The organism is Kitasatospora sp. NPDC032150 (assembly GCF_055579945.1).
Genome location: NZ_JBVIMH010000031.1, coordinates 60,664 through 82,927, shown reverse-complemented (window position 1 = coordinate 82,927; position 22,264 = coordinate 60,664). Strand labels below are relative to the sequence as shown.

The following is a 22,264-nucleotide window of genomic DNA, read 5'->3' as shown; positions in this document are numbered from 1 at the left end:
ACCTCACCGCGTGCCCGGACCCGCTGGTCGGCCACCGCCCGTATCCCTGGTTCCCGCCCCGCCCCGGGGTTCCCCCTTGAGGGCACCCCGGTTTGACCCGGATATCGGCGGGGTGGACGGCCCCCGCCCGGGGCCTGCGGGGCAGACTGGGCGGGTGAGTGTGGATCAGAGGGTCAGGGCGGCCGCCGGGATCAGCTTCACCGCGGCCGACGAGGAGAAGCGCCGGGGCGTCCGGCGGATGAAGACCATCGCGACCGGCCTGCTGGCCTTCGCGACGGTGGTGTTCGGCCTGGCGACCTGGGCCCGGGGGGCGGGCGCGGGCGCCTGGTCCGGGTACGTCGCGGCGGCCGCCGAGGCCGGCATGGTCGGCGCCCTGGCGGACTGGTTCGCCGTGACCGCGCTGTTCCGCCGCCCGTTCGGCCTGCCCATCCCGCACACCGCGATCATCCCCACCAAGAAGGACGCCTTCGGCAAGGCCCTGGGCGACTTCGTCGGCGAGAACTTCCTGTCCGGCCGTGTGGTGCGCGAGCGGCTCGCCGTGATCGGGATCGCCCGGCGGCTGGGCGAGTGGCTGGCCGCCCCCGGCAGCGCCGAGCGGGTCACCAAGGAGAGCGCGGCCGCCCTGCGCGGCGTACTCGCGGTGCTGCGCGACGAGGACGTCCAGGCGGTGGTGGCCGAGGCCGTGACCAGACGGGCCGCCGCCACCTCGATCGCCGAACCGGCCGGGCGGCTGCTCGGCAAGGTGGTCTCGGACGGCGGCCACCGGGGGGTGGTCGACCTGATCGCCGTCCGCGCGCACGACTGGCTGACCGTGCACCACGAGGAGGTGGTGCAGCGGGTCACCCAGCGGACGCCGCTCTGGACGCCCAAGTTCATCGACCAGCAGGTCGGCGAACGGGTCTACAAGGAGCTGATGCGCTTCGTCACCGACATCAGGGACGAGCCCGAGCACCCGGCCCGGGGCGCGATCGACAACTTCCTCACCGACTTCGCCACCGAGCTCCAGCACGACCCCCCGACCATCGCCCGGGTCGAACGGGCCAAGTCCGACCTGCTGGCCCGCCCCGAGGTGCAGGACCTGATCGCCTCCTCCTGGGCGGCCGTCCGCACCCTGGTGCTGAGCGCCGCCGAGGACGAGCACAGCGAGCTGCGCCGCCGGATAGCGGCCGGGCTGCGCTCCTTCGGACACCGCCTCGCCACCGACGCCAGGCTCCAGGCCAAGACCGACGGCTGGCTCCAGGACGCCGCCCAGTACGTGGTGGAGACCTACCGGACCGAGATCACCTCGCTGATCTCGGAGACCGTGGCCGGCTGGGACGCCGACGAGGCCTCGCGGAAGATCGAGGCCAATGTGGGCCGGGACCTGCAGTTCATCCGGATCAACGGCACGGTGGTCGGTGCGCTGGCCGGTCTGCTGATCCACACCGTGGCGGTGGCGCTGGGCGGTTAGCATGCAGGATCGAACCAATAGGCGAAGAGGAGTGTCCTGTGGCCGAGGGCAAGAACGGGATCGAGGCGTTCATCGCCGGCATGCCGAAGGCGGAACTGCACGTGCACCACGTCGGTTCGGCCTCGCCCCGGGTGGTCGCGGAACTGGCCGCCCGCCACGCGGGGAAGACCAAGGTGCCGACCGACCCGGCGGCGCTCGCCGAGTACTTCACCTTCACCGACTTCGCGCACTTCGTCGAGGTCTACCTGAGCGTCGTCGACCTGATCAGGGACGCCGAGGACGTCCGGGCGCTCACCTACGGCGTGGCCGAGGACATGGCCCGCCAGCAGATCCGCTACGCCGAGCTGACCGTCACCCCCTACTCCTCCACCAACCGCGGCATCCCGGACGTCGCCTTCATGGAGGCGATCGAGGACGCCCGGATCACCGCCGAGCGCGACCTCGGCGTGGTGCTGCGCTGGTGCTTCGACATCCCCGGCGAGGCCGGACTGGCGAGCGCCGAGGAGACCGCCCGGATGGCCGTCGAGCTGGCACCCGAGGGCCTGGTCAGCTTCGGGCTCGGCGGACCGGAGATCGGCGTGCCGCGCCCGCAGTTCAAGCCCTACTTCGACCGGGCCCGGGCGGCCGGCCTGCACAGCGTCCCGCACGCCGGTGAGACCACCGGACCGGAGACGGTCTGGGACGCCATCCGGGTGCTGGGCGCCGAGCGGATCGGCCACGGCACCCAGGCGGTCAAGGACCCGGCGCTGCTGGACCACCTCGGCGAGCACCGTATCCCGCTGGAGGTCTGCCCGACCTCCAACATCGCCACCCGGGCCGTCGATCGGATGGAGGACCACCCGATCAGGCAGATGGTCGACGCGGGCCTGCTCGTCACGGTCAACAGCGACGACCCGCCGATGTTCGGCACCGACCTCAACACCGAGTACGCGGTCGCCGCCCGCCTGCTCGGCCTGGACGAGGCCGGTGTCGCCGCCCTCGCCCGGAACGCCGTCGAGGCCTCCTTCCTGGACGGGAGCGGCAAGGCCCGGCTGACCGCCGAGATCGACGACTACCTCGCGGGCTGGACCGCCAGGGGCTGACGGGGCCGGCTGCCCCGGTGCAGCCAGGCGCGCTCGGCGACGCTCCACGCGGTGGTGGTGAGCAGGTAGATCCCCGCCGCGAGCGGGACCAGCGCGGCGAACAGCACGGTGCCGAACGAGAGGTACGGCATCAGCGCCGCACCGGGAGCCGTCGGATCCGTCACCGACCGCCGGGCGCTCCGGAAGGACAGCAGGCCGACACCGGCCAGGGCCGCGTACAGCAGGCCGAAGACCAGCAACTGGCCCTGGCCGTGCGCGGCGCCCGCGTGCAGCCCGAGCGGAACGCCGAACACCGTGTGGTGCAGCAGGTCATCGGGCGTGGTGAACAGGCGGTACATCACCGAGAAGAAGGGGGCCTGCGCCAGGGCCGGCAGGCAGCCCGCGACCGGTGACACCCGCTCCGCGCGGTACAGCTCGGCCAGCGCGGACCGCAGCTTCTCCGGCTGCTCGGCGTGCTTGCGCCGCAGTTCGGCGATCACGGGGGCGAGCCGCGCCTGCGCCTTGTGACCGCGCGCGGCGGCCCGGGCCAGCGGGTGCAGCGCGAGGCGTACGCAGAGGGTGAAGACGACGATCGCGAGCGCGGTCGGCAGGAACGCGGCCAGGGCCGCGACGGCGTCGTGGGCCAGGTGTACGGCAGGGTCGAGCAACGCGAAGACGGACATGGTGGTGCGAGCCCTCCGGGGTCTCGTGGGATGAGATGTCGGCGGAGGGCGGCCGCGCGGGCCGTTGCCTGGAGCGGGAGTTACGCGGCCGCCAGGGCCGCACCCGGTGCCCTGGGGCGACGGCGGCCCCGGGCGTCCGGATCACGCTGCGGGAGGAAGGCCGTCTTGAACGCGCGCCTGCGCAGCGCGCCGGAGCGGACCAGCACCGGGGCGCTCGCCCCGAGCAGGCGGCCGGTGGCCAGCACGGTCCCGGCGACACCGGCCAGCAGCACCAGGGTGGCGGCGGCCGCGACCGCCGTGAGAGGCGCGGGCCCGAGCAGCAGATCACCCGTCAACACCCGGAGCAGGCCAAGCAGTACGGCGACGAACGGCACGGCGACCTCCTTCGGGGCTGGGACGGCAGTCAGCGCGATCGTACGGGACGGGCGGGGGCGCGGGGAACCGGGTGCGAGGCCGGGCACGTCCGCGGCCATGTGATCGCCGCGGTTCCCCGCACCCGCCGCTACGGCAGCCGGACGAGGTTGCCCGTGGCGGCGGAGGCACGGGCGGCCTCCAGGACGGCCAGGGTGGTGACGGCGTCCCGGGGGTCGACCGGCGGCGGGGTGCCGTCGGCGAGGGAGGTGGCGATGCCGGCGTAGTACGCGGGGTAGTCGCCCGGGTCGGTGGGGATCGGGGCGGAGGACTCGTCGGTGCCCAGGGTGCCGTACGCGGAGGGGTCGTCCGCGCCCCAGGCCCCGCCGTCGTCGGGCCGCCGGCCCGCCCGCAGATCGGTCTCCTGCGGGTCCATGCCGGACTTGACGTACCCGGCCGTGTCGCCGAGCACCCGCAGCCGCGGACCGGCGAGCGGGGCCAGCGCACTGGTCCACAGGTGCGAGCGGACGCCGGATGAGTGGGTGAGGGCGAGGAAGGCGTCGTCGTCCACCACCGCGCCGTCCCGCCGGACGTCGATCTCCGCGTACACCGTGTCGACCGGGCCGAACAGGGTGATGGCCTGGTCCACCAGGTGGCTGCCCAGGTCGTAGAGGGTGCCGCCGGCCTCGGCCGGGTCGGCCAGTTCGCGCCAGCCCGCCTTGGGCTTCGGACGGAACCGCTCGAACCGGGACTCGAAGCGATGCACCCGGCCCAGCGCGCCCGACTCCACCAGCCGGCGGGCGGTGCGGAAGTCGCCGTCCCAGCGGCGGTTCTGGAACACCGAGAGCAGCACCCCGGTCCTGGCCGACAGTTCGCAGAGCTCGCGGGCCTCGGCGGCGGTGGCCGCCAGCGGCTTGTCCACCACGGTGGGCAGGCCGGCCTCCAGCGCGGCCCGGGCCAGCGGGACATGGGTGCGGTTGGGCGAGGCGATCACCACCAGGTCGATCCGGTCCGCCTCGGCGAGCAGCTGTTCGGGGGTGTCCAGCGGACGGGCACCCGGGTGCTCCTGCCGCAGCTGGTCCCGGCGCTCGGGGTTGGCGGTTACCACCGCTTCCAGTCGCAGGCCGGGGGTGGCGGCGATCAGCGGGGCGTGGAAGGCGGAGCCGGCCAGGCCGTAGCCGATCAGACCGACGCGGAACGGGGGGTGCGACGTGCTGCTGCTCATGCCCCCTACTCAATCACGCACCCCCTTGCGGCGGTCGCGGACCGACCGGCGACAGGACACGCGTCCGCCGGTCCGGGATCGGCCGCGCCCGGGGCGGGGCAGGGTTCCGGACCGGCGGAGCGGCCGGACCCGGGTACCGGGCGCGCCGGGGAGGGGGATCGTGGGCGCGGGGCCGGTACCCGGGAGTCGGAGGCGGACCGCCCGGAGGAACGCTCCGTGTCCGTACGCTATCCCCGCCATGCGCGGGAGTTGACGACATAGCAGCTCGCTTATGGGCGGCTTAAGCCTCCGTTGAGGCGGCGGGGGCGCCGGCCGGCCCGGGTGAAGGCTTCGGATACGGCGGAGGACAGTGCGGTCCGGCAGGTGGGACGTGGTTCAGTCGGGCATGTGTGCGGATTAGGCTTGAGCCGTCGGGGCGGCCAGTAACACCCCCGATCGCCCGGCTGTGTCCGGGCGGTCGGGTTCGCAGTTCCGTACGGCCGGATGACGTCCGTACCACCACGCACGACCTCTGGAGACATGCACGTGGCAGACCGCAAGCCCATCGAGTCCTGGCTGACCGACATGGACGGCGTCCTCATCCACGAAGGCACGCCGATCCCGGGCGCGGAGGAGTTCCTCCGGCGTCTGCGCGAGTCCGGCAAGCCGTTCCTGGTGCTGACCAACAACTCGATCTACACCCCTCGCGACCTCAGCGCCCGGCTCGCCGGGATGGGCCTTGAGGTGCCGGAGGAGTGCATCTGGACCTCCGCGCTGGCGACCGCGAAGTTCCTCAAGGGCCAGCGGCCCGGCGGCACCGCGTACGTCATCGGCGAGGCCGGGCTGACCACCGCGCTGTACCAGGCCGGCTATGTGCTGACCGACAACAACCCCGACTACGTGGTGCTCGGCGAGACCCGCACCTACAGCTTCGAGGCGCTCACCAAGGCGATCCGGCTGATAAACGCGGGTGCCCGGTTCATCTGCACCAACCCGGACGAGACCGGCCCGTCCACCGAGGGCGTGCTGCCGGCCACCGGCTCGGTCGCGGCGCTGATCACCAAGGCGACCGGGGTGGAGCCGTACTTCGTGGGCAAGCCCAACCCGCTGATGATGCGGGAGGCGCTGAACACCGCCGGTGCGCACTCGGAGAGCACGGCGATGATCGGTGACCGGATGGACACCGACATCGTGTCGGGCATGGAGGCCGGTCTGGAGACCATCCTGGTGCTCACCGGGCTAACCAGTGCGGAGGACGTCGAGCGCTACCCGTACCGGCCGGGCCGGGTGGTCGCCTCGGTCGCGGACCTGATCGAGCTGATCTGACCGGTCCTCGCTCCGGCCTGGGGCCGGGGCGTTCCACCGTGCTTCCTCGCGCCCCGGGCGGCTTCCCGCCCGGGGCGGGCGTTGTCGGTGGGTCTGTGTAGCGTTCTCGGTGCAAGTGGACGTGCGGTCCGGGCGCGGCCCGGTGGGAGGTTGAGTCGTGACGGAGCTGGCTGAGGTGGCCGTGGGCACGGAGTTCGAGGTGCCGGAGTCCTGGCGCGAGGCGCTGGCGGGGGAGCTGGAGAAGCCGTACTTCGCGGAGCTGGCGAAGTTCGTGGCGCAGCAGCGGGCCGAGCACCAGGTCTTCCCGCCGAGCGGTCAGGAGTTCTCGGCGCTGGAGGCCACGCCCTACCAGGACGTCCGCGTCCTGGTGCTCGGTCAGGACCCGTACCACGACGACGGCCAGGCGCACGGCATGAGCTTCTCGGTGCTGCCCGGCACCAAGACTCCGCCCTCGTTGCGGAACATCTTCAAGGAGCTGCACGCCGACCTCGGCGTTCCGGCGCCGGACAACGGCTATCTGATGCACTGGGCCGAGCAGGGCGTGCTGCTGCTCAACGCGGTGCTGACGGTCCGCGCCCATGAGGCCAACTCGCACAAGGGCAAGGGCTGGGAGAAGTTCACCGACGCGGTGATCAAGGCGGTCAGCGACCGTGAGCAGCCCTGTGTCTTCGTGCTCTGGGGCAACTACGCCAAGAAGAAGCTGCCGCTGATCGACACCTCGCGGCACGTGGTGGTGCAGGGGGCGCACCCGTCGCCGCTGTCGGCCAAGCTGTTCTTCGGTAGCCGTCCGTTCTCGCAGATCAACGAGGCGCTGGCGGGCTTCGGTTCGGAGCCGATCGACTGGCGGGTGCCGGACCTCGCGTCCGCCTGACGCCGCCACTCGACAATCCCAACCCCCGCTCGCCGCACACTTGTCGGCGATGGCGCCCCGGTCGGCACCGGCTGTGCGAAGCTGGTGCCGACCGCGAAGGTGGGGAGGGGCAGTCGTGGGGCGCCTGGGGTGGCGAGTGGTTGCGGCGGCCGCACTGGCGGCGCTGTCGGCGGGTGCGGTGGCCGGGTGCGGCGGTGTGGCGTCGGGGGGCGCGAAGCCGGCCGTCGGTCCCGGCAGGCTGCTCGGGCAGCAGCCGGGGCAGGCCTTCTACATCTCCGACCAGAGCTCCGCCGCGATGGAGTTGGCGAAGGCCAAGGACTCGGACGCGAAGACCCTGACCAGGATCGCCGACCAGCCCTCGGCACTCTGGCTCGGTGGCCAGGACGCCCGGGCCAAGGCCGAGGAGCTGACCATCAAGGCCGCCGCGGTCGGCCGCACCGCGCTGATCGTCGCGTACGACATACCCCACCGCGACTGCGGGCAGTTCTCGGCCGGCGGAGCCGCCGACGCGGCCGCCTACCGGGACTGGATCGCCGCCCTCGCCGCCGGCCTGGCCGACCGGGCCGCCTGGGTGATCCTGGAGCCGGACGCCGTGGCACACACCCTGGACGGCTGCGGGGTGACGGAGGCGGCCGCCGCCGAGCGCTACGACCTGCTGGCGTACGCGGTACGGGAGTTGAAGGAGCACCCCAAGGTCCGGGTGTACCTGGACGCGGGCAACGCGGGCTGGCTCAAGGACCAGGACCGGCTCGCCGACGCGCTGCGCCGCTCCGGGATCGCCGAGGCCGACGGCTTCTCCGTCAACGTCTCCAACTTCTACACCACCGAGCAGAGTTCGGAGTACGGCGACAAGCTGTCCGGGCTGCTCGACGGCAAGCACTACGTGATCGACACCAGCCGCAACGGCAACGGCCCGCTCGGGGACCGCGACTGGTGCAATCCGGCCGGGCGGGCGCTGGGCGAGACGCCGACCACCGGGACCGGGCGGCCGGGGGTGGACGCCTACCTCTGGATCAAGAACCCGGGCGAGTCCGACGGCGACTGCGGCCGTGGCGAGCCCAGGGCGGGCGAGTTCTGGCTCCCGTACGCCCTGGGGCTGGCCCGCAGCTGACCGGGCGGCGGCCGCCCCCGGGGAAGCGGACCGCCCCCGGACCGGCCGCCGTCGAAGGTCAGTCGGTGATGTGGATCCAGCGCGCCACCGAGGGCGTCCCGTTGCGGTCGGTGGCGAAGAGCATGTACCAGCCCGGCGGCAGCAGGTCGGGGTTGCGCGGCAGCGAGAGGGTCATCCCGGTGGCGCCGCGTCCGGTGATGTCCAGGGCGACCGAGCGCTGCTCGACGTCGGTGGCGTGGGTGACCGAGCTCGGCCGGATCAGCTTGGCGGTGGCGATCCGATCCGGGGCCGGGGCGGCCACGGTGATCTCGCTGCCGAGGCTCGCCCGGCCGGGCGCGGCGGTGATCTCGGGCCGCTGCCCGTGGTACAGGTACGCCGGGGAGTAGACCTCGATCCGCTGCTCGAACTCGGCCGGCTGGGTGTCGGCCTTGTCGGCGAACAGCGGGTTGGAGCCGAGCACGACCACCCGGCCGTCGGGGAGCAGCAGGGCCTCCGAGTGGTAGTCCCGGCCGACGGTCGGCGCGGCGGCGGTGCTGAAGGTGTTGCTGTCGGGGTGGTACGTCTGCGCCTTCAGCAGGTCGCTGCGCCTCTTGCCGCGGTAGTCGCTGGAGCCGCCGGTGGTGAAGACGGTGTCGTCGGGCAGGATCACGCTGTTGAGGTAGCGGGTGCCGCCGGCGGGCAGGTCCGGGCCGGAGACGAAGTGCGGCTCGGCCGCGCCCAGGTCGGCGATGCCGGTCCGGGCGGTGGAGGCCGGGGACTCGCCGACCCCGCCGCCGCCCAGCACCATCACCTTCTGCGACTGGGCGGGCGGCAGCAGCACCGAGGAGGAGGTCTCCAGCTGGTCCGGGTCGCGCAGGCCGTCGACGGTCTGGAAGCTGTTGTTCTTCAGGTCCCACAGGCCGGGGGTGCGGCCCTTGTCGGCCGGGCCGTATCCCGCGTTGGAGCCGGAGTAGAAGAGCTTGCCGGAGGCGGTCAGGAAGAGCGACGGGTAGGTCGGGAAGTACCGGTCGGGGGCCTTGGACCAGGTGCGGGTCGCCGGGTCGAACAGCTCGTTGTCGTTGCCGCTGAGGATCTGGCCGGTGTCGTCCAGGCCGGAGACCGTGACCACCTTGCCGTCGCCGAGCCCGGTGAGGGTCGGGTACCAGCGGGCGTACGCCATGTCCGGGACCTGCTCGTAGAGTTCGGTGTCCGGGTTGAACTCGTAGGCGCTGCGGATGCCCTGGAAGTCCTGCTTGTCCAGGGTCATCTTGCCGCCCATGCCGTAGAGGTTGCGGGCGTCGGCGCCGGTGAGGCCCTTGATCCGGTACTGGGCCGGGTTCTGGTCGACGTAGGAGGCGCCCTCGGAGACGGCCTCGACGAAGACCTGCCGCTCCCCGGCGGTGACGGTGGCTTCGGTCCGGCCGTCCGCGGTCCTGGCGACCGTCTTGGTGGCGGCGGGGACGGTGACCGGGGCGGTGGAGACGTACTCGCGGCCGCCCGGGCCGGTGAAGACGGTGCCCTTGGGGAAGGTGCGCGGGGCGTCCGGGTTCTCGTTGCGCACCCGCATGGTGCCGGCGGCCTTCTTGACCGCGCCGTCCAGCTGCTCGTAGCGCAGGGTGCCGCCGGCCACCAGGACCCGGCCGTCGGGGAGCGAGGTGTGTCCGCCGCAGAACATGTCCACGGGGGTGGGTATCAGTTTGTAGGTGCTCTTCACCGGGTCCCAGAGCAGGGTCTTGAAGGTGCCGGCGTCGAAGGCCTGCTGGTCGTTGCCGGAGCCCGCGACGATCAGGATCTTCCCGGTGCGCAGCAGGGTGGCGTGGATCGCGTCGACCCGGAATTGGGTGGGAAGTTCGAGGGTCTGCCAGTGGCCGTACTCGGCCTTGTAGCCGGGCTGGTTGATGACGTACTGGTGGTACTGGTCACCGGCGAAGCCGAGGACGGCCGGCGCGTTCATGCCGGCGACGACCAGCGCGACGGTGCTGCCCAGCGCGTAGCGCCTGGTCCGGCCGCCGGTGTGGCGGATCTTCATGACGGGTCCCCCAGTGGAGCTGGTGCGGGTGGTGTGAACGGGCGGAAGGCGCCGGATCAGGCGCTGGCGCGCCGGATCAGCCGGTCGTACGCCCGGATGAGCATCGGCAGCAGGCTGGAGAACAGCGCGATGCAGGCCCACGTCCGCATGGCGACGTGGTCGTGGCCGGTGACGAAGGAGGCGGCTACCGAGCCGCCGAAGACCAGCACCCAGAACAGGTGGATGCGGAAGGTGGCCGCCCGGTCGGGGCTGGCGGAGTCGCCCTTCGGGGTGACCACGAAGCGGCTCCTGCGGCGCAGCGCGGCCTGCAGCAGCGAGGCGGCGTAGACGGGCCCGCAGAGCGCGGACATCACCATCCCGGCGACCCCGGAGGACCCGGCCGGCTCGTGCGGGCTGACGTTGTGCTTGCGGTTCCAGGTGTAGAGCAGCACCTGGAGGGCGGCGGCGTCGCTGTAGAGCATCATCCAGATCTCGGAGGAGACGTGCACTCCGGAGGCCCCGAAGCCGAGGTAGAGCACGCTGGAGAGGCCGCCGAGCAGCCAGGTGAGCGCTGCCATCGGGTAGAAGCACACCATCAGCGTGTAGTTGAGCAGCTGGCCGGGCGACAGCCGCCAGGCGGCCCGCCAGTACTGGGTGAGGATGGTCTCGTAGGTACCGCGGCTCCAGCGCAGTTGCTGCGAGAAGAAGTCCGTCCAGGAGGACGGCCCCTCGCCGACGGCCAGCACGTCCGGGGTGTAGACCGACTTCCACCGCGCGCCGGTCGCGGGGTTGCGCCGGCGGTGGAACTCCAGGCCGGTCGCCATGTCCTCGGTGATCGAGTCGTAGAGCCCGCCGATGGACCGCAGCGCCCTGAGCCGTACGGCGTTGTTGGTGCCGACGAACATCGGTGCGCCGTAACGATTCCCGGCCCGCTGGATCAGCGCGTGGAAGAGGAACTGCTGGCTCTCGGAGAACCTGGTGACGGCCGACGGTGAGCTGCCGTAGTTCCCGTACACCTGCGGGCCGACCACGAACGCGACGTCCGGGTCGCGGAAGTAGCCGAGCATCCGCTCGCAGAAGTCGGGCAGCGGGACGTGGTCGGTGTCCACCGAGACCCAGAAGTCGTAGTCCTCGCCGTGTTCGTCGAGCCAGCTGTTGTAGTTGCCGTGCTTGGTGCGGGCGCGGAAGCGGCCCTTGGGTTGGTTCCACCGTCCGATGCCGTGGCGGCTGAAGTGGTGCACCCCCAACTCGGCGCACAGGCTTCGCATTTCGGCATCGTCGCCCTCGTCCAGCAGCCAGACGTCGTACGGCCCGTCGTGCCGGACGGCGAGCGCGGCCGTCAGGGTCGCCCGGACCATCTCCGGCGGCTCCTTGCCCGGCACGCAGGTGGTGAGGAACGCGACCCTGGTGCCGGTCTGCGCAAGCACCGGGACCGGATCGCGGGCGACCAGCGTGGCGTGCGCGTTGGAGACGACGTTGACCAGCCGGAAGGCCTCGATCAGGGCGATGATCGCGATCATCACCTTGTCGGCGGCCGGCAGCCACGGCTGGGTCTCGCCCGGCCGCAGTGGCCAGTGTCCCGGCAGCAGCAGCCAGACCAGCAGGACCGCCTCGACCACGGGCGCGGCGATCAGCAGCAGGGCGGCGCGGATCCGGTGCGGCTCCTCGCTCAGCAGGCTGCGGTACTGGACCCGGTACGGCGTCCCGGCGGGCGGCTCGGTCAGCGGGCCGGCGAGGCGGCTGAAGTGCTCGTAGTCGTACGGCGGTTCGATTCGGTCGATCGACCCGGAGGGACGGCGGTGTTCCTGGAGTGTCTGGTGAGGCGTGTGGGTCCGGGTGTGCTCCGGCATCGGTGGTTGTGGGTATGCCTCGGTCGTCGGCATGGCGGTGACTCCCCCCGAGGGCCGTGCTGTCGCGGCCCTGTTGCTGCCCCTGAACTAGGTGCCGGCGAGTCCCCCCGGGCCCGCCGTCTGGAGCTGCGGTCTCCAGATCGAAGCACGTCTGGTGAACCGCCGAGGCCGCGGCGGCTGAAGGACCGTCACTGCTTCGGCTTGGAACGAGCGCGCCACCCCGCCGGAGGCATGGCCCCGGTGGCCGGTGCTGATTCGGAGTTGTGGCGAATCGGCTTGTCGCCGCAGTCGAGGAGTGGATGTGGTTCGGCGGCTCGTGACTACCTGTCAACTCTCCTCAGCGCCAAGGGTGATCGCAACCGATCCCGGAGACGACCTTGCCCTGGGAGTGAAGATCTGGCGGAATCGGTACGCTTCGCGGCTGATCGGTGCTAGTGGCGGGTAGCCAGGTCCGGCCGTGACGTACCGGGGCGGCGGCTGGTGGCACCGGGGGCACGGGAGGCGTCGGGAGCGTCGTGGGGACGACCGTGGGGAGTGCGCGCCAAGCGAGGGCGCGGGACCTCGTCCGGTGTGTGCCCGGCGGCCACCTCGACGGTCCAACGGACCGCAACGCCGTACGGGCCACCGGGTATGGCTGACGGACACACAGCCACTGTCACCGAAGCGGCGTCCTGCCACATACTGCGGCGGACCGGCCCCGCCAAGGGTTCCGGCCAGACCCGCGGCACTCCAGGACCCCGACCGACCCCCGGAAGGCGTGTACCGCCGCGCGGGTTCCGCTCCGCCTGCGCCCGGCGGGCTCAGCCCGCGCCGCTCACCCGGCCGAGCCCAGGAAGCTCTCCCAGCCGCCCGCGGGCTCCTTGCCGACGCCCAGCGTCCGCAGCTTGCGCAGGGTGGACTCGTCCTGGACCTCCAGCCACTCCACCAGCTGGCGGAAGGAGACCAGCCGGACCTCGGGCTTGCCCGCGATCGCCTTCAGGGTCTCCTCGACGGCGTCCATGTAGATGCCGCCGTTCCACTGCTCGAAGTGGTTGCCGATGAAGAACGGCGCCCGGTTGGTGGTGTAGGCGCGGTTGAAGCCGGCCAGGTACGCCCCCTTGGCCTGGTCGCGCCACTCCTCGTACTTGCCCGGGTCGCCCTTGGTGCTGCCGCCGGACTGGTTGGCCAGGATGTTGTAGTCCATCGACAGCACCTGGAAGCCGTGCCCGGGGAAGGGTATGCCCTGCAGGGGGAAGTCCCATATCTTCCCGCCCTGGACCTTCTGCGGCCAGATCTGCTGGCCGCCGGGCGAACTGGCGTCGTACTTCCAGCCCAGCTTGGCGGCGGTCGGCAGCAGCGCCTGCTGGCCCTCCAAGCACGGGGTGCGGCCGCCGATCAGCTCCTTGCGGTAGTCGAAGGGCAGCGGATCGACGTCGGTGAAGCCGGTGTTGGTGCGCCACTGGGTCACGAACGAGACGGCCTGCTCGATCTCGCTCTCCCAGTCCTCCGGGCTCCACTTGTTGACCCCGTTGCCGTCCGGCCGACTGGAACAGAAGTGCCCGTTGAAGTGGGTGCCTATCTCGTGCCCGGCCAGCCACGCCTGGGTGACCAGCTTCAGCGTGTTCTTCACCGCCCCGTCCGACAGGTACGGGATGTCGGAGGCGCCGACCGAGTGCTTCGGCGGGTGGTAGAGGCTCGACTTGCCCTTCGGCAGCGCGTAGATGCCGGAGAGGAAGAAGGTCATGGAGGCCTTGTGCTCCTCGGCCAGCTTGAGGAACCGGGGGAACTGCCCGTCGTCGGTGCCGCCGGCACCGTCCCAGGAGAACACCACGAACTGCGGCGGACGCTCACCCGGCCCCAGCTTCTCCGGCTTCGGCTGGTTGGGCTGGGCCCCGGTGTCGGAGGTCGAACCGTCCCCGATCGGCGTGCCCTTGACCGCGGGAGCGCTCGGCTTGCCGCTGCCGCCACCGCTCCCGCCGTCCCCGGAGCCCTTCGCGTCCGAGGCGGGGCCGCTGCCACTCGAACAGGCTGTCACGGCTCCCAGCGCCGCGGTGGCGGCCGCGGCGCTCAGCATGGCCCTGCGCGAGATGGTGCTCATGGTCTCCCCTGCCGGTTGGCGTCCGAGCCCAGAACAAAGTCCGGAGGCCCCGGCGAGGGCATCCGGACGTCCAGGGGAAAACGGACATAGCTGACTATTACCTCTTCAGGATGTCATAGGTAAAGACCACCATCCAAGGGTCTCTACCTACTACCGGTCATTACGCAGCGACGACCCGGACGGATCCGGCCATGGGGTCACTGTTGCCGTCCTGAGACACTTCGCCCGCCCCGCCGGGTGGGAATCAGTGCAGGTGGGGACTGGTGAGGGTGATGTGAAGAGGGAGCTGGCGGCGGGTGTCAGACCGACTGGCGGCGGTGCCGGCGGATCATCCGGGCGACGGTGGAGCTGATCGCCGTCGCCGCGCAGCAGGAGACGGCCAGGCTGAGCCAGGCGGTGTCGAACCAGTGGCTGTTGAGCCAGCCCAGCGTGACGATGTACCCGGCCCAGACCACCGCGGCCAGTGCGGACCAGCGCAGGAAGCCGCGGGACTGGCCGGGGGAGTGCCCCACGGCGAGATCGAGTACCGTGCGTCCGGCCGGCACGAACCGGGCGATGATCACCATGGCGGCCGCGGCACGCCTGCTCCGGCCGGACAGGCTCTGCCGGACGCGCTCGACACTGGCCGCCAGCTGCGGCTTGCCCGCCAGTCGCCGGTCCACCAGTGGTGCGCCCCGGCGGGCCAGCGACAGCAGCAGGAGATCACCGAGGAAGGACGCCAGCGCCACACCGAGCGCCAGGAGCACCGGGGCGCCGGCGACCTGCGAAGTCCTGAGCACGGCCAGGATCACCAGCGTGCCGCTCGGCAGGAAGGGGAGCAGCGCGTCGCCGAGGACGGCGCAGAGTGCCAGGACGCATATCCAGGCAGGGCCGATCAGCGCTATGGCACCCAAGGTCGTTCTCCCTCCAGACCGCCCGGAGGAACAGGTGGCTGCGAGGGACAACGCTAACGCTTCGACACTTCATGCCTTGAAGCACCCCGGCGTGGGCGGGATCACAGGCGCGGGGGCGGGCCGTCCCGGGCCGGAACTTCCGCGGCCGGACATTGGGAGAGCCCCCGGAGCGGGATGCCGCTCCGGGGGCTCGTCGGGGTCAGGCGGAACTGGTCCAGCCCGCCTGCCTTGCCGATGGGTGAGACCCGACTGCTCGACCCTCACTGACCAGTAGGTTGCCCGAAGCCGGACCGCTCGCGCGACCCGTTCGCCTGGCGAGTTCCTGCGTTGGCGAAAAGCCGCCACCTGGACCCTCGGCCCTTTGGCGCCCCGAGCGGCGCGAGCTGCGCTGCCGCAGGGCAAATCGACTGCAGGGAAAGGGGCTTGACGCAACCTCGACCGTGTGACGGGTGAGTGCTGCCGAAGCCGCGCACGCACCGGCAGTCCGGCGCACCGTCGCAGCTCCGGCGGACCCGGGCCCGCTCCGCGCCTTCACCGCGGCACGCGGTACGCCCCTCGGGCCCCGCAGGCCTGTCGCGGGAACAGCCCGAGCCGCATCCGGGTTGACCCCGCAGGCGGGAGCGGAGTCCCGCAACCGATCAGGTCGAGCAGGAGGAGCGAGGCATGGCCACCGAGGACGAGCTGGCGACCGGCGCGGCACGAGGCGGCGGGCAGGAACTCCCCGACCCGGTCCGCGGCGTGCCCCGGGGCGCCGCACCCGCACCGCTGTCCATCCTCGACCTGGCGACGGTCGGGGAGGGCTACACACCCGGTGAGGCGCTGGCGGCCACCACCGAACTCGCCCGCACCGCCGAGAGCCTGGGCTACCACCGCTTCTGGGTGGCCGAGCACCACGGCATGCCGGGGGTCGCCAGCTCCACACCGGCCGTCCTGCTCGCCCACCTGGGCGCGCACACCCGTACGCTGCGGCTCGGCTCGGGCGGCGTCATGCTCCCCAACCACGCCCCGCTCGCCATCGCCGAGCAGTTCGGCCTGCTGGAGGCGCTGCACCCGGGCCGGGTGGACCTCGGCCTCGGCCGGGCCCCCGGCACTGATCCGGCCACGGTCCGCGCGCTGCGCCGCGGCACCGCCGAGGACGCCGAGGACTTCCCCCGCCAGCTGTCCGAGCTCACCCACTTCCTGGACGGCGACTTCCCGGACGGCCACCCCTACGCGCGGCTGACCGCGGTGCCCAGGAGCCGGACCCGTCCGCCGATATGGCTGCTGGGCTCGTCCGGCTTCAGCGCCCGGCTGGCGGGCCGGCTCGGCCTGCCCTTCGCCTTCGCCCACCACTTCAGCGCCGCCAACACCGTCCCCGCGCTGGACCTCTACCGCTCCACCTTCCAGCCGTCCGCCGTACTGGACGAGCCCTACGCGCTGATCGGCGTCGGCGCGGTGGCCGCCGACAGCGCGGCCGAGGCCCGGCGCCTGGCGATGTCGGGGGCGCTGGCCATGCTGCGGCTGCGGCGCGGCACACCGGATCTCATCCCGACCCCCGAGCAGGCGGCCTCCCACCCCTACAGCCAGGCCGAGGCGGACTTCCTCGACAGCTGGCTCGGCAACGTCGTCCTCGGCGCGCCCGGCGAGGTGGCCGACGGCCTGGAGGTCCTGCGCAAGCGGACCGGCGCGGACGAACTCATGGTCACCTCGCACATCCACGGCCACGAGGCCCGGATCCGCTCGTACGCCCTGATCGCCGAGGCGTACGGCCTCGGCTGATCGGCGCCGCCCCGGCCGGGACGCTCAACCGGCCTGCCTGGCACGGAGCATGGCGGCGACCCGCTCCGCCTCACCGGGCTTGGCGAAGTACCAGCCCTGGGCCGTGTCACAGCCGGTGAGGCGGAGCCGTTCGGCCTGCGAGGCGTTCTCGATGCCCTCCGCCGTCACGGTCAGTCCGAGGGCGTGGGCGAGCTGCACCATCGCGCCGACGATCTGCTCGTCCGCGTCGGCGCGCCGGAACCGGTTGTCCGGGCGGCCGCCCGGCGCCGGGTCGCGGAAGCCCTCGATGAAGCTGCCGTCCAGCTTCAGCACGTGGACCGGGAGCCGGGAGAGGTAGGCGAGGTTGGAGTAGCCCGTCCCGAAGTCGTCGATGGCGATCCGGACGCCCATGTCGGCCAGCGCCTGGAGCGCCTGCACCGGGCGGCCCCCCGGCCCGAGCACGGCGCTCTCGGTGATCTCCAACTGCAGCAGCCGGGGCGGCAGCCCGGTGCGCTCCAGCACCTGGGCGACATCGGCCACCACATCGGAGTCCCAGATCTGGCGGGCCGCCAGATTGACGCTCACGAAGGTCTCGGCGTCCGGGAACTCCGCCATCCACTGCCGGGCCTGTCGGCAGGACTCCTCCAGCACCCACTTGCCCAGCGGCACGATCGCGCCGGACTCTTCGGCCAGCGGGATGAACCGGTCCGGCGAGAGCGTCCCGTACCGGGGGTGGCGCCAGCGGACCAGCGCCTCCGCGCCGTGCACCGCACCGTCCGCCAGCCCGACCAGGGGCTGGTACTCGACGGTGAACTCGCCGCGCTCCAGGGCCGGGCGCAGCGCGGTGGCCAGGCGCTGCCGGGTGAGCTGGTGGGCGCCGCGGTCGGGGTCGTAGAGGGTCCACCTGGCCCGGCCGTCCGCCTTGGACCAGTACAGGGTGGCGTCGGCGTCCTTCAGCAGGTCGGCGGGGGTGGTCTCCTGCACGGGCCGCTCCACCACGCCCACACTGGCGGTGACCACCAGCTGCTGCCCGGCGATGTCGAAGGGCTGCTCGAGCGCGGCGATCAGTTCGCCGGCCAGCCTGGTCAGCTGCTCGCTGCTGGAGCTGTCGGCGACCAGGAGGGCGAACTCGTCGCCGCCGAGCCGGGCCACCAGGCTGTCGTCGTCCCGGGAGAAGCCGCGTTCCAGCCGGGCGGCGACCGCGACCAGCAGCTGGTCGCCGACGTGGTGCCCCAGGGTCTCGTTGATGGCCGCGAAGCCGTCCAGGTCCACGTAGCACAGCCCGACCCGGCGGGCGGGGCGGCCGCCGCCCGGCGTGGCCGCCGGCGTCGTGGCGGCGGGCACCGTCACCGTCGCGGTGGCCGCCCCGGCGGCGGGGCCCCCGGGCGCGAGTGCCTCGGCGGTGAGGGTCGCGGGTGCGGACCCGGCCGGCTTTCCGGCCTCGGTGCCGGCCGCCGGGGCGCCGGTCGACGTCTCGTCACCGGCGGGCATGAAGGCGGCGTTGAGGCGCTCGAAGAACAGGGTCCGGTTCGGGAGCCTGGTGAGCGGGTCGTGCAGGGCCTGGTACGCCAGGCGGTCACCGAGCAGGCGCTGCTCGGTGACGTCCTCGACCATGGCCAGCGTGTAGAGCGGGCGGCCCGATCCGTCGCGGATCAGCGAGACCGTCACATTGCTCCACACGGTCCGGCCGTCGCGGTGCTTGAGCCGCTTCTCCACCCGCAGCCGGTCGCGTTCGCCGCGCACCAGCTCCAGGTAGTGCTGACGGTCGGTCTCCTCCGGGTCGATGATGTCGTGGATGTGGGTGCGGACGAGGTCCGGCAGCTCGCGGCCGATCATCGCCGCGAACGCGGGGTTCACCTCGATGATCCGGTCCTCGGCGTCGATCAGCGCCATGCCGATCCCGGCGTCGGCGAACGCGGCCCGGAACCGGGACTCGCTGGCCCGCAGGGCGGCGAGCAGCTCCCTGGTGGTGCCGCCCAGCGGGGCCGAGCAGGTGGGGCAGTACACGCACGACTGCTCGTCGGAACGGGTGGGGAGGCGGTGGGCCTCGTGCCGCTGGTACCTGCTGTCGGCACCCTCGGCGGTGGCGGTCTGGGCGGGGTGGCACAGTTCCGCGTGCCGCACGCGCTGGCGGTATGCGTCGGCCCCCTCGTTCCGGCCCGGCACGGCTTGCTCCCGTCCGCTGCTGACGCTGATTCCGGCCGGCTCTCCGCACCCGCGGTGGCCGGCATCCCGCACTGTCGAGGCCCCCGGAACTCGGTTCAAGAACGCTTGCTTGCGGCGCTCGGCGGAGAACGGGGCACTGCCGCTGATCATAGGCGGCGCACGGATCCGGCGGCGACCGCCGGCAGGGTGATTCGTCGGACGCTCCCCGGCCCGGGAGCGGGCGGCGGCACCCGTTCGGACACGTGCCGCGCCCCCGGGACACGTCACGGGACGCGGACCGGGGGCGCGGACCGGGGGCGCCTGACGCGCTGTCGCGCGGAAGGAACGAGGTGTCAGCCCGCCAGCTTGGCGGTCAGGGTGATGGTGGTGCCGGCCAGGGCCTTGCTGACCGGGCAGTTGGCCTTGGCGTCCTCGGCGGCCTTGACGAAGTCCGCCTCGTCGAGCCCGGGCACGTGGCCGGTCACGGTGAGGTGGATGCCGGTGATACCGGTGCCGGGCTGGAAGGTCACGTCGGCCTGGGTGTCGAGCTTGACGGGCGGCGTACCGGCGCCGGTCAGGCCGTGCGAGAGCGCCATCGAGAAGCAGGAGGAGTGCGCGGCGGCGATGAGCTCCTCGGGGCTGGTCTTGCCGTTCGCCTGCTCCGCACGGGACGCCCAGGAGACCGGGTACTCGCCGATGCCGGAGGAGGCGAGGGTAACCAGCCCCTTGCCGTCGAGCAGGTTGCCTTCCCAAGCGGTGCGTGCGGTGCGGATGGTTGCCACGATCAGGTACCTCCTGTGCTGGGGGAACTGCTGGGTCGTCACGTCCGGCCGTGCGGTGCGGTGGTGGTGCGGCGTGGTGCGCCGACAAGCCTACGGGGCCGCGGGCGGCGCAGGGCCGAAGGAGCGGAGCGCGTCCTCGGACCGCCCGGCACCAGGGAGCGCGTGCGCTGTCCGGATAGTGGACGGATGCCCGGAATACCACGGATGGGCCAGTCCTCTCCTGTTAGATTTGCGAAGGCTCGGGGAGGTCCAGCAGGAACGTGGGCCGCCCGGGCGCCGTCCACGCAGCCAGCCTCCGGAGCCGCCCCGATGACTGATCAGCCCACCCAGCCCGCGAACTCTGCCGCCGCGTCCCTCGAAGCGATCGACGAGGCCGTGCGGGCGGAACTGACCAGTCTGCGCGAGAGCATCGACAACATCGACGCGGCCGTGGTCCACATGCTGGCCGAGCGGTTCAAGGCGACCCAGCGGGTCGGGCGGCTCAAGGCCGAGCACAAGCTCCCGCCGGCCGACCCGGAGCGTGAGCGGGACCAGATCACCCGGCTGCGCGCGCTGGCGGCGGGCGCCCACCTGGACCCGGTGTTCGCTGAGAAGTTCCTGAACTTCATCATCGCCGAGGTCATCCGCCACCACGAGGCGATCGCCCGCACCTGAGCCCTGCAGGGCCGGTCGGACGGGTCCGGCCGGGAGGGCCGCGGGCCCGTATCGGGGCCGGCCGCGTGAGCGCCGGCTAAAGGCCTGATTTCCCGCCGCTTCCCGGACGGCGTTAGCGTGCTGTCTTCCCCCACTCCCCTGGAGGTGGTCCGGCGGTGGCATGCACACCACGGCAGAGCAAGGCCTGGAGTACCGGGCGGCGGCACCGGCGCGAGGACGCGCGGTGCCGTGCGCGCGGTGGCGGTGTGCCGCCGGTGCGCTCGCGGTCGGCTCACGGGCGGTCCGGCCGGTGAGCGCGGGAGCACGGGCGGCCGCGGCCGCTCCGCAGGACGGCCGGTCCGCCGAGGAGGGCCGTCGGCTCCGCCCGGTGCGCCGCACCCGCCCGCCGCGCCGGCGCTGGCCGTGGTGGGTGGAGCTGCCGGTGATGGTGGTGGTGGGCCTGCTGGTGGCGCTGCTCGTGAAGACCTGCCTGTTCCAGGTGTTCACCATCCCTTCGGGTTCGATGGAGAACACGCTGCGGATCGGCGACCGGGTGGCCGTCAACAAGGCGGTCTCCCTCTTCGGGTGGAAACCGAAGCCGGGTGAGCCGGTGGTGTTCAAGGACCCCGGCGGCTGGCTGCCCGCGCAGACCACCGACACCGGCCTGACCTCCGGCGCGGTCGGGGACGCCCTCAGCTTCGTCGGCCTGCTGCCGCCCAAGAGCGACAAATACCTGGTCAAGCGCGTGATCGCGACCGGCGGGCAGACCGTCCAGTGCAACGGCTCGACGCTGCGGGTGGACGGCAGGCCGGTGTCGGAGCCCTACCTGCACCCCGGCAACGACTCCTGCGAGGGGTTGGACTTCGGCCCGGTGACGGTGCCCAGCGGCTACGTCTGGGTCGAGGGCGACCACCGCAGCGACTCCTCCGACTCCCGGTACCACCAGGAGGGGCCGGGCGGCGGCGCGGTGCCGGTGGCCGACGTGGTCGGCCCGGTGTCAGCGGTGATCTGGCCGCTCGGCCACGCCGACTGGTTCGGCTGGACCGGCAACTGACACTGACGCCAGCGGGGCGCTGCCGACTGCCGCCGTTCCGCCCGTGCGGTCCCCGGCCGGAGCGGCGGCAGGGCTACCGGCCTCGGCGGTCTCGACGGCCTCGGCGGTCTCCAGAGCGGCCGGCTTGCTGGTCTGCGCGGCGAAGGCGCCGACCAGTACCAGCAGGCCGCCCACCAGCTGCGGGGTGCCGAGCCGCTCGCCGAGCAGCACCCACGCGGCCACCGTCGCGACCACGGCCTCCAGGTTGGCCACCACCCCGGCGACCGGTGGGGACAGGTGCTGCACCGAGGCGACCCCGGTCAGGTAGGCGATCACGGTCGCGACCAGGATCATCCAGGCCGCGGGCAGCAGGGCGGGCAGGCTGAACCCGTTCATGACCACCCGTCCGCCCAGGATGCTCCAGTCGGCCTCCCAGGGCCGCGTGACCGCGGTCAGCACGATGGCGCCGATCAGCAGTCCGTACGCGCTGACCGCCATCGGGTCGACCGGGCGGTCGCCCTCGCGGCCGGCGTCCGCGAGCACGAAGTAGCCGACCTGGCAGCAGGCCGCGGCCAGGCCGAACAGCACGCCGAGCGCGTCGAAGGCCAGGCCGTTCCAGACCTGGACCACGCAGGCCAGGCCGGCCACCGCGACTCCGGCACCGATCATGGCGGCCCGGGTGACCGGCCGGCGCTGGACGTACTTGACGTACCCGAGCAGCAGCAGCGGGCCCAGGTACTCGATCAGCAGGGCCACCCCGACCGGGATCCGGGATATCGCGGCGAAGTAGCACGCCTGTACGCCGGCGACGGCGAGCAGGCCGAAGCCCACCAACAGGCCGGGGCGCTCCCGGAGGGCCCGCCGGTGCCGGTAGGCGAGCGGGAGCAGGACGAGTGCGGCGCCGGTGACCCGGAGCCAGACCACGTGCACCGGTGACAGGCCCGCTTCGATCAGCGGCTTGGCGGCCGTGCCGGAGCCGCCGAAGGAGAGGGCGGAGACCAGTGCGAGCGGGAGCCCGAGCCTTCTGGCTGTGGCACCGTCGGCGGACGTAGAGCTGTACACCGGGGCAT

The 22,264-nt window shown here is 72.5% G+C and carries 18 protein-coding genes; 8 read left to right on the top strand and 10 right to left on the bottom strand.

Features of this window, described 5'->3' with window-relative positions:
- The first annotated feature begins 154 nt into the window (after nt 1-154).
- Nucleotides 155-1,450 carry a DUF445 domain-containing protein gene (locus tag ACZ5ON_RS28470; RefSeq protein ID WP_465598681.1) on the top strand — a complete coding sequence of 432 codons (1,296 nt, stop codon included), beginning with the start codon at nt 155-157 and terminating at the stop codon, nt 1,448-1,450.
- An 80-nt stretch (nt 1,451-1,530) separates the two neighbouring features.
- Entirely contained in the window at nt 1,531-2,532 is a 1,002-nt protein-coding gene (locus ACZ5ON_RS28465; protein ID WP_465598705.1) for an adenosine deaminase, read from the top strand.
- Here ACZ5ON_RS28465 and ACZ5ON_RS28460 read toward each other — a convergent pair.
- The 3 genes from ACZ5ON_RS28460 to ACZ5ON_RS28450 form a co-directional block, all read right to left on the bottom strand.
- Nucleotides 2,502-3,194 carry a YidC/Oxa1 family membrane protein insertase gene (locus ACZ5ON_RS28460; RefSeq protein WP_465598679.1) on the bottom strand — a complete coding sequence of 231 codons (693 nt, stop codon included), beginning with the start codon at nt 3,192-3,194 and terminating at the stop codon, nt 2,502-2,504. The genes ACZ5ON_RS28465 and ACZ5ON_RS28460 overlap by 31 nt on opposite strands.
- 80 nt (nt 3,195-3,274) lie before the next feature.
- Nucleotides 3,275-3,568, bottom strand: a complete 294-nt coding sequence (locus tag ACZ5ON_RS28455; RefSeq protein WP_465598677.1) for a DUF6412 domain-containing protein — start codon at nt 3,566-3,568, stop codon at nt 3,275-3,277.
- Nucleotides 3,569-3,696: 128 nt separating this feature from the next.
- Complete coding sequence (locus ACZ5ON_RS28450; protein ID WP_465598675.1) at nt 3,697-4,770, bottom strand: Gfo/Idh/MocA family oxidoreductase; 1,074 nt, start codon at nt 4,768-4,770, stop codon at nt 3,697-3,699.
- A 525-nt stretch (nt 4,771-5,295) separates the two neighbouring features.
- Between ACZ5ON_RS28450 and ACZ5ON_RS28445 the strand changes: the two genes are divergently transcribed.
- The 3 genes from ACZ5ON_RS28445 to ACZ5ON_RS28435 all read left to right on the top strand — a co-directional run bounded on the left by ACZ5ON_RS28445 (nt 5,296) and on the right by ACZ5ON_RS28435 (nt 8,057).
- On the top strand, nt 5,296-6,075 hold the full coding sequence (locus ACZ5ON_RS28445; protein ID WP_465598674.1) for an HAD-IIA family hydrolase: 780 nt from the start codon (nt 5,296-5,298) through the stop codon (nt 6,073-6,075).
- A gap of 157 nt (nt 6,076-6,232) precedes the next feature.
- Nucleotides 6,233-6,946, top strand: coding sequence for a uracil-DNA glycosylase (locus tag ACZ5ON_RS28440; protein WP_465598673.1), 714 nt, complete (start codon nt 6,233-6,235; stop codon nt 6,944-6,946).
- A gap of 115 nt (nt 6,947-7,061) precedes the next feature.
- A complete protein-coding gene (locus tag ACZ5ON_RS28435) occupies nt 7,062-8,057 on the top strand; it encodes a glycoside hydrolase family 6 protein (RefSeq protein ID WP_465598671.1) in 996 nt (331 codons plus the stop codon).
- Nucleotides 8,058-8,115: 58 nt separating this feature from the next.
- Here ACZ5ON_RS28435 and glxA read toward each other — a convergent pair whose 3' ends face one another.
- The 4 genes from glxA to ACZ5ON_RS28415 form a co-directional block, all read right to left on the bottom strand.
- Nucleotides 8,116-10,065 (bottom strand): radical copper oxidase GlxA, encoded by a 1,950-nt coding sequence (glxA, locus tag ACZ5ON_RS28430; RefSeq protein ID WP_465598669.1) that lies wholly within the window; start codon nt 10,063-10,065, stop codon nt 8,116-8,118.
- Between the two features lie 56 nt (nt 10,066-10,121).
- Nucleotides 10,122-11,927, bottom strand: a complete 1,806-nt coding sequence (locus tag ACZ5ON_RS28425) for a glycosyltransferase family 2 protein (RefSeq protein WP_465598667.1) — start codon at nt 11,925-11,927, stop codon at nt 10,122-10,124.
- Nucleotides 11,928-12,708: 781 nt separating this feature from the next.
- On the bottom strand, nt 12,709-13,971 hold the full coding sequence (locus ACZ5ON_RS28420) for a polysaccharide deacetylase family protein (RefSeq protein ID WP_465598665.1): 1,263 nt from the start codon (nt 13,969-13,971) through the stop codon (nt 12,709-12,711).
- A gap of 299 nt (nt 13,972-14,270) precedes the next feature.
- Entirely contained in the window at nt 14,271-14,864 is a 594-nt protein-coding gene (locus ACZ5ON_RS28415; RefSeq protein WP_465598663.1) for a DedA family protein, read from the bottom strand.
- A gap of 663 nt (nt 14,865-15,527) precedes the next feature.
- Here ACZ5ON_RS28415 and ACZ5ON_RS28410 point away from each other — a divergent pair.
- Entirely contained in the window at nt 15,528-16,622 is a 1,095-nt protein-coding gene (locus ACZ5ON_RS28410) for an LLM class flavin-dependent oxidoreductase (protein WP_465598661.1), read from the top strand.
- Between the two features lie 24 nt (nt 16,623-16,646).
- On the opposite strand, the gene ACZ5ON_RS28405 is transcribed toward ACZ5ON_RS28410, so the two are convergent.
- On the bottom strand, nt 16,647-18,725 hold the full coding sequence (locus ACZ5ON_RS28405) for a putative bifunctional diguanylate cyclase/phosphodiesterase (protein WP_465598659.1): 2,079 nt from the start codon (nt 18,723-18,725) through the stop codon (nt 16,647-16,649).
- Nucleotides 18,726-19,099: 374 nt separating this feature from the next.
- Entirely contained in the window at nt 19,100-19,528 is a 429-nt protein-coding gene (locus ACZ5ON_RS28400) for an OsmC family protein (protein ID WP_427394296.1), read from the bottom strand.
- Nucleotides 19,529-19,837: 309 nt separating this feature from the next.
- On the opposite strand from ACZ5ON_RS28400, the gene ACZ5ON_RS28395 reads away from it, so the two are divergent.
- Complete coding sequence (locus ACZ5ON_RS28395) at nt 19,838-20,182, top strand: chorismate mutase (RefSeq protein WP_465598657.1); 345 nt, start codon at nt 19,838-19,840, stop codon at nt 20,180-20,182.
- Between the two features lie 160 nt (nt 20,183-20,342).
- Nucleotides 20,343-21,215: a signal peptidase I gene (lepB, locus tag ACZ5ON_RS28390; protein WP_465598655.1), complete on the top strand. Its 873-nt coding sequence runs from the start codon at nt 20,343-20,345 to the stop codon at nt 21,213-21,215.
- On the opposite strand, the gene ACZ5ON_RS28385 is transcribed toward lepB, so the two are convergent.
- Entirely contained in the window at nt 21,159-22,256 is a 1,098-nt protein-coding gene (locus ACZ5ON_RS28385) for an EamA family transporter (RefSeq protein ID WP_465598653.1), read from the bottom strand. The genes lepB and ACZ5ON_RS28385 overlap by 57 nt on opposite strands.
- Nucleotides 22,257-22,264: the final 8 nt, after the last annotated feature.

Excerpts from the sequence above, each read along its gene's own strand:
- ACZ5ON_RS28465 (WP_465598705.1), top strand. The coding sequence starts at position 1,531 with ATGCCGAAGGCGGAACTGCACGTGCACCACGTCGGTTCGGCCTCGCCC.
- ACZ5ON_RS28460 (WP_465598679.1), bottom strand. The coding sequence starts at position 3,194 with ATGTCCGTCTTCGCGTTGCTCGACCCTGCCGTACACCTGGCCCACGAC.
- ACZ5ON_RS28450 (WP_465598675.1), bottom strand. The coding sequence starts at position 4,770 with ATGAGCAGCAGCACGTCGCACCCCCCGTTCCGCGTCGGTCTGATCGGC.
- glxA (WP_465598669.1), bottom strand. The coding sequence starts at position 10,065 with ATGAAGATCCGCCACACCGGCGGCCGGACCAGGCGCTACGCGCTGGGC.
- ACZ5ON_RS28425 (WP_465598667.1), bottom strand. The coding sequence starts at position 11,927 with ATGCCGACGACCGAGGCATACCCACAACCACCGATGCCGGAGCACACC.
- ACZ5ON_RS28420 (WP_465598665.1), bottom strand. The coding sequence starts at position 13,971 with ATGAGCACCATCTCGCGCAGGGCCATGCTGAGCGCCGCGGCCGCCACC.
- ACZ5ON_RS28410 (WP_465598661.1), top strand. The coding sequence starts at position 15,528 with ATGGCCACCGAGGACGAGCTGGCGACCGGCGCGGCACGAGGCGGCGGG.
- ACZ5ON_RS28395 (WP_465598657.1), top strand. The coding sequence starts at position 19,838 with ATGACTGATCAGCCCACCCAGCCCGCGAACTCTGCCGCCGCGTCCCTC.
- lepB (WP_465598655.1), top strand. The coding sequence starts at position 20,343 with ATGCACACCACGGCAGAGCAAGGCCTGGAGTACCGGGCGGCGGCACCG.